General features: G+C 58.8%; 1 protein-coding gene. It reads right to left on the bottom strand.

Annotated elements, in window-relative coordinates:
• Positions 1–196: 196 nt before the first annotated feature.
• Positions 197–646, bottom strand: a 450-nt coding sequence (locus ACXJ7R_RS35590; protein ID WP_457155869.1) for an extracellular solute-binding protein, incomplete at its 5' end; no start/stop codon positions are given.

Below are 646 nucleotides of genomic sequence, written 5' to 3'. Positions count from 1 at the left end.
GTTCGGTACACCGGACTTCCGAAAATTCGCAGGAAGCGCCCGACGGCATCACCGCCGAACGCTTCCGGCACAATGGCAAGCAACGGTAGAGCGAAAGCGAGGACGAGCAGCAGGAATGCTGGAGCGAGCAGGCAAAGCCGCCCCCAATCTATGATACCGCTCCGTCTCATCATCGTTTTTTCCCGTCTAAGTTCTGCTACTGCATGATGGCCGTGTTCCAGCGGGTCTTCACAGACTCGCGGTTCTCGTTCCACCATTTCGAATCGAGAACTGCGCCAAGCTTCGCGTTGTCCGGATAGCTCGGCAGATCCTTGGCGACGGCAGGGTCGAGAAGCTTCAGCGCGTCGACATTGGTCGGGCCGTAAGGGATTTGGCGGGTCAGTTCTGCCTGCTGCTCGGGCTGGACGGCGAAGTTGATGAACTTCATGGCCTCGGCTGCATGCGGAGCGCCTTTCATCACCACCCACCATTCGGTATCGGAGACGGAAGCGTCCCAGCCATAAGCCCATTTAGCTCCAGCCTTTATGGCATCATTGACCCGACCATTGGGGATGTAGGCCAGGTCTACCTCTCCCTGCTGGATGAGCGCCTGGGTATCCGCGGCCCCCTTGTAGGCGACGATCTGGTCCTTGATCCGCTCGTAAAC

It is taken from the genome of Mesorhizobium sp. P5_C1, from assembly GCF_054049815.1.
The sequence above is the reverse complement of the archived record's forward strand: the minus strand, read 5'-3'. Positions and strand labels throughout refer to the sequence as shown.